This is a genomic window from Desulfatiferula olefinivorans (genome assembly GCF_054657895.1).
Genome location: NZ_BAAHXV010000021.1, coordinates 78,844 through 85,149 on the forward strand (window position 1 = coordinate 78,844; position 6,306 = coordinate 85,149).

General features: G+C 63.0%; 3 protein-coding genes. 1 reads left to right on the forward strand and 2 read right to left on the reverse strand.

All coding sequences use genetic code 11. The annotated features are described in order from the left end of the window. Positions 1 to 67 precede the first annotated feature (67 nt). Together ACYQ11_RS14790 and ACYQ11_RS14795 are read right to left on the reverse strand one after the other, a co-directional pair. On the reverse strand, positions 68 to 2,785 hold the full coding sequence (locus ACYQ11_RS14790; RefSeq protein WP_459924574.1) for a DEAD/DEAH box helicase: 2,718 nt from the start codon (positions 2,783 to 2,785) through the stop codon (positions 68 to 70). Positions 2,786 to 2,789: 4 nt separating this feature from the next. Continuing rightward, positions 2,790 to 2,981: a tautomerase family protein gene (locus tag ACYQ11_RS14795; RefSeq protein ID WP_459924575.1), complete on the reverse strand. Its 192-nt coding sequence runs from the start codon at positions 2,979 to 2,981 to the stop codon at positions 2,790 to 2,792. 211 nt (positions 2,982 to 3,192) lie between these two features. Between ACYQ11_RS14795 and uvrA the strand changes: the two genes are divergently transcribed. After that, positions 3,193 to 6,081: an excinuclease ABC subunit UvrA gene (gene uvrA, locus ACYQ11_RS14800; protein ID WP_459924576.1), complete on the forward strand. Its 2,889-nt coding sequence runs from the start codon at positions 3,193 to 3,195 to the stop codon at positions 6,079 to 6,081. The last annotated feature ends 225 nt before the right edge of the window (positions 6,082 to 6,306 follow it).

Here is a 6,306-nt window from a genome sequence, read left to right on the forward strand (position 1 = left end):
AATAATGGACATCATGTTTTGTGTCAAGAATATAGAGCTGATTCTTTCCTGAAATATAGAATATCGTTCATTGATCCATGTCCGACAGAAGCAGGGATTTCAGGGCGGCTTCGTCGGGAACACCCCGATCGGGGGCGGAATCCCGGATCAGGGCCTCTTCGATGTCCTTTTTGATGCCTTTCAATTCATTGACCTTTTCCTCGATGGAGCCCCGGGTGATGAAGCGGTATACGGTGACGGCGTTTTTCTGGCCCAGGCGGTGGCAGCGGTCGACGGCCTGGTTTTCCACGGCCGGGTTCCACCAGGGGTCCAGCAGGAACACGTAGTCGGCTTCGGACAGGTTCAGCCCCGTGCCGCCGGTTTTCAGCGAGATGAAAAACAGGCAGGGCCCCGGGTGGTCCTGGAAATCGCGGACCACCCGGGCCCGGTCGGCGGTTTTCCCGTCCAGATAGAAGGAGGGGACGGACAGGCGGTGAAACGGTTCCCGGGCGAGTTTCAGATGCCGGGTGAACTGGGAGAAAATCAGGATTTTGTGGCCTTCGGACAGAATCTCCATGGCCGCATGGAACACGGCCTCCTGCTTACCGCTGGTGAGGGCCCTCCGGCTTTTTGTCACGCAAAGGGCCGGGTGGCAGGCGATGAGGCGGAGGCGGAGCAGCAGCCGGAGCATGGTGAACGAGGTCTTTTCGCTCAGGTCCTCCAGTTCCTGCCGGGCCGCGATCAGGGCCTGGTCGTAGACCGAGCGCTGCTCGTCGGTGAACTCGCAGAAGATGGTTGTATCGGTTTTGGGGGGGAGTTCGGCCAGAACCTGGCGTTTCAGACGCCGGAGGATATAGGGTCGGGTTCGTTTTTGGAGTTCGTCAAGCCGTGCCGTGTCGCTGCCGTAGGTGTCCTTGAACGCGCGCAGGCCACCCAGAAATCCGGGCATCAGAAAATCGAACTGACTCCACAGGTCCGTGGCGGCGTTTTCCACCGGGGTGCCGGTGAGGCTCAGCCGGACGGGGCAGGGGATCTGTTTGACGGCCCTGGATACCTGGGCGTGGGGGTTTTTGATGGCCTGGGCCTCGTCGAGGATCAGGCTGTCCCAGGCAATGGACGCCAGAAGGGGGGTGTCCGTCCGAAGCAGACCGTAGGAGGTGAGGACCAGGTCCTGCTCTGCGAGCGCCTTGGGATCACGGGGACGGGATGGACCGGCGAACAGAAGGACGGACAGCTCCGGGGCGAATTTCTTGAGTTCCAGTTCCCAGTTGAACAGCAGGGTTTTGGGGGCGATCAGCAGCACCGGTCCGTTGAGGCGGCCCTCCTGCTTGAGGGCGAGGATCAGGGTCAGCACCTGGAGGGTCTTGCCCAGACCCATGTCGTCGGCCAGGATGCCGCAGAGGCCCAGCTCGCGGAGGGTTCGCAGCCACCGGTAGCCCGTAAGCTGGTAGGGCCGGAGAATGCCGGAAAGGGACGGGGGAGGATCGTAGGCCCGGATGTCCGTGGGCGATGCGGCAAACCGTCGCAGGGCGTCAACCTCCGGCGTCTCGGCGATCTCGGTGTCACGCCCCAGAAGGGCGCTGACCCGGGCGATGTCCGGACGGGCGAAACTGATCCGGCCGCCCGTGACCCTGCCGTTTTCGGCCAGATCGGCCAGGGTCTTCCGAAGACCCGACCCCAAAAGCCCGCAGGAACCGTCGGGCCGCTTGAACCAGGGGCGGTTGTCCCGCACAGCCGAAAGCAGGGGGTCGAGACCCATGGACAGATCCCCTTCGATGACCCGGCCGCCCACCAGAAGACGGTTCCGGTCCGCCGACAGGCTCCAGTGTACCGAAAGGGACCGGGTCAGGGCCCGCCCGGCGAGGCGCACCCGGATGCCCTTCTGGGCCAGCTCCGCCCAGACCCCGTCCAGGGTGTTTCGGGCCAGGAACCAGTTGGCCTCCTCGTCGTTTCGCATGAAAAAACCCAGGTTAAGAAGCTGGGCGCGGATCTCGTCCTCCCGGGCCGCGTCCCGGTATACCAGATGATCTCCGGACGGGTCGTACACGGGATCGTCGGGGTCCTTATCCCGGACCATCACGCCCCGGTAGTCGAAGAACAGTTCGGCTTTTTTCACGTCCTCGGCCATGTTCAGCACGGGCCGGGGCCGGACGTTCCGGATCGCCCGGGCCGGGGCGGGCCCCTTTCCCCGGATGCTGAAGGTGTCCTCTTGCCGGGACCGGTCGGTGGCCAGGGCCTCCCATTGGGCGTCGTCCATGGCTTTTCCCCGGGGCAGGTCGCTGAGCGTCTTCCAGGTGAGGGACGGGGGAAGCTGGATCAGACGCCGTCCTCGCAAAAGGGTCACGGGCGGGGCCGTGAGCACGGTCTCCGCGTCGGTCAGCGCGGTGCCTTCGATGAACACCGTCAGGCGGCCGTCCATGAGGGCCAGTTCGGGACGGACGAAGGTGGCCGTCTCGAAGACCAGGGGCCGTCCGTCCTGATCGATCAGCAGGCGTTTTCGGGCGCAGGCCGCGACAAATCCCGGAAGAAACCGGTTGGCGATGCGCAGCCGGGTGAATTCCTGGTCCGCGGACAAAAAACGCCCTTCTGTTTTTCGGATGGCCATTTCACTTTCAAGGGCCGTGCGGAACAGGGTCTTGTCCGGCATCAGGGCGGTCAGGCGGGGAAGGTCGGATGCCCGGTAGATCCGGGTGCCGGGTGCTTTTTGCCGGCCCGCGCCGCGTTTATCCACGGCGGTCAGCACCACGGTAAAGCAGCGGTTTTTCCGGGTCAGGTCCGGGTCGAAGGTGAAAACGATGGCGCCCACCGGCTCAGGCCGTCCGGTCGCTCATCAGGGTTCCGGCCACGGCGAACTGGTCCTTGTCGAATTCGTCGATGCGGACCCAGATTTTTTCCGGGGAAACGGCAAGGGTCTCGGCCGTCACACGGGTGATTTCACGGGCCAGGGTCCGTTTCTGGTCGAGGGTCCGTCCTTTTGCGATTGCAATGGTGATGATCGGCATTATGTTATTCTCCTTGAATAATTAAAATTTCTAAAGAAATGAATGCCTCCGGCGGCCCTGCCGGGGGCCAAACTTTTGAAAAGTTTGACAAACAGGTATGAATGGCGTCTATTTTTTTGTCACACTTAAATCCCATTTGTCCAGATTTTTAAAATCTGGTCCCCCGGAAGGGCCGCCGGAGGCAAGGATTACAACGTCACCATAGGGAAATATGAAAAAAAACAGTCAGACACTTAAAATAGGCAAGGTCAGGGAGCTCGATGCCATTGAGATCAGCGGGGCACGGGAGCACAATCTCAAGAACATCCATGCATCGCTTCCCAAGAAGAAGCTGATCGTCGTCACCGGGGTGTCGGGCTCGGGGAAATCGTCGTTGGCCTTCGACACCCTGTACGCCGAGGGCCAGCGCCGCTATGTGGAATCCCTGTCCTCCTATGCCCGCCAGTTTATCGGTCAGATGGAAAAACCCAAATACGACACCATAAGGGGCCTGTCCCCCACCATCGCCATCGAGCAGAAGGCGGCCAGCAAGAACCCCCGGTCCACGGTGGGCACCATCACGGAAATCTACGACTACCTGCGGGTGCTGTTCGCCCGGACCGGCGAGCAGTTCTGCATGGTCTGCGGCAAGAAGGTGGGCCGGGGCGATGCGGAAAGCATGGTCGCCCGGATTCTGGCCCTGCCCGTCCAGACGAAAATTTTGATCCTTGCGCCCATCGTGGAAAACCGCAAAGGCGAGCACAAGGACCAGCTCGACGGCCTCCGGCAGGACGGCTTCGCCCGGGTCCGTATCGACGGCGTGGTGCGGGAGCTTTCCGATGTCCAGACACTGGCCAAAAACAAGAAACACAACATCGAGGTGGTGGTGGACCGCCTGGTCGTCAAGGATGATGAGGCCTTCCGGTCCCGCCTGACCGATTCCGTGGAAACGGCCCTGAAATTCGGCCACGGCAGCCTGATCGTCCACGTGCTGGATCGGGAGGATCTGCTGATGAGCGAGGCCAGATCCTGCTGCGGCGTGGCCTACCCGGAACTGACGCCCCAGCTGTTTTCCTTCAACGCCCCCCTGGGCATGTGCCCGGACTGCAACGGCATCGGCAGTCTGGTGGCCATGGACGAAGACAAGATCGTCCCGGACAGGACCCTGACCATCCGGGAGGGGGCCGTGGTGCCCTGGCGCAATTATTTTCTGCGCGAGGATCATGACGGCGGGAATTCCTGGGGCCTGGGCCAGCTCAAGGCCATGGAGGACCAGCTGGGCCTGGACTTCGACACCCCCTTTCAGGATCTGCCCAAAAAACAGCGGGATCTGTGCCTTTACGGCTCCGGGGGCCGGGAAATCGTGGTGGACTGGCGCTCGGCCAAGATCAAAGGCACGGTGAAAACCAAGGTCGAGGGCCTGGTCCACAGCATGATGCGTCGGTACATGCAGACCCAGAGCGAAAGCCAGAAAAAATGGTATGCCCAGTTCATGAGTGCCCGGACCTGCCGGACCTGTGAGGGCAAACGCCTCAAGCCCGAGGTGCTGTGTGTGCGGGTGGGGGATAGATCCATCATCGACGTGACGGCCATGACCATCAAGGAGGCCTACGACTTTTTCGAGGGTCTCACCCTGACCGGCAACCGGCAGCTGATCGCCAAAGAACTGGTCAAGGAAATCATGGACCGGCTGGGGTTTCTGATCAACGTGGGCCTGGATTACCTGACCCTGGACCGCAGCGGCCCCACCCTGTCCGGCGGCGAATCCCAGCGCATCCGCCTGGCCTCCCAGGTGGGGTCCGAACTGACCGGCGTGCTGTACATTCTGGACGAACCGTCCATCGGTCTTCACCAGCGGGACAACATCAAGCTTCTGGAAACCCTCTGCCACCTGCGGGATATCGGCAACACGCTGATTGTGGTCGAACACGACCAGGAAACCATGGAAACGGCGGACTGGATTGTGGACATGGGTCCGGGGGCCGGGCTTCTGGGCGGCCAGGTGGTGGCCCAGGGACCGCCCGAGGTGATCCGGGCCAATCCCGATTCCCTGACCGGACGGTATCTGGCGGGCCTCAGCACCATTGCCCTGCCCGAAACGGTGATCCGTCCCGAAGACCGGGGCGACCGCTGGGTGACCATCTGCGGGGCGTCTGAAAACAACCTGAAGAACATCGATGCGGCTATCCCGTTGGGGCTTCTGGTGGCGGTGACCGGGGTGTCCGGCGCCGGCAAGTCCACCCTGATCAACCAGATCCTCTACCCGGCCCTGGCCCGGTCTCTTCACGGCGACGGTCCCGAGGTGGGGCGATACGATAAAATCGAGGGGCTCGATCATCTGGACAAGGTCATCAACATCGACCAGAAACCCATCGGCCGGACCCCCCGGAGCAATCCGGCTACCTACACCAAGGTTTTCGACCTGATCCGGGATCTGTTCGCCCTTCTGCCCGAATCCCGGGCCCGGGGCTACAAAAAGGGGCGTTATTCCTTCAACGTCAAGGGCGGCCGCTGCGAGGCCTGTTCCGGCGACGGCTACATCAAGGTTGAAATGCATTTTCTGGCCGACGTGTTCGTGCCCTGCGAGGTCTGCCGGGGCCGTCGCTTCAACGAGGCGACCCTGGATATCCTCTACCGGGGCCATTCCATCGCCGACGTGCTGGACCTTTCCGTGCGCCAGGCCCACGAGCTGTTCGGCGGTTACCCGAAAATCAAAGCCATCCTGGACACCCTGATGGATGTGGGCCTCGGCTACATCAAGCTGGGCCAGGCCGCCACCACCCTGTCCGGCGGCGAGGCCCAGCGCATCAAGCTGGCCCGGGAACTGTCCAAACGCAGCACGGGCAAGACCTTATATATATTGGACGAGCCCACCACCGGCCTGCATTTCGAAGACGTGAAAAAACTCCTCGACGTCCTGCGCCGCCTGGTGGCCGGCGGCAACACGGTCCTGGTCATCGAACACAACCTCGACGTGATCAAGACCGCCGACTGGATCATCGACCTCGGCCCCGAAGGCGGCCACCAGGGCGGCTTCATCATCGCCCAGGGCCCCCCGAAAACCGTCGCCGCCGTCCCGGAAAGCTACACGGGACAGTTTCTGAAACCGCTGCTGGGATAGGGGAACGTCGCAGGATTGGGGTAGGGGGGGGGGGGGGGGGGGGGACCCAACCCCTCCCCCCCCCCCCCCCCTTCGCTTCCCCTGCTCTCTCCCCCCACCCCCCTCCCCCCCCTCCCCTCTCCGTCCCCCCCCCCCCCCCCCCTCCCCCCCCCCCCCCCCCCCCCCCCCCCCCCCCCCCCCCCCCCCCCCCCCCCCCCCCCCCACACCTTCCCCCCCCCCACCCCC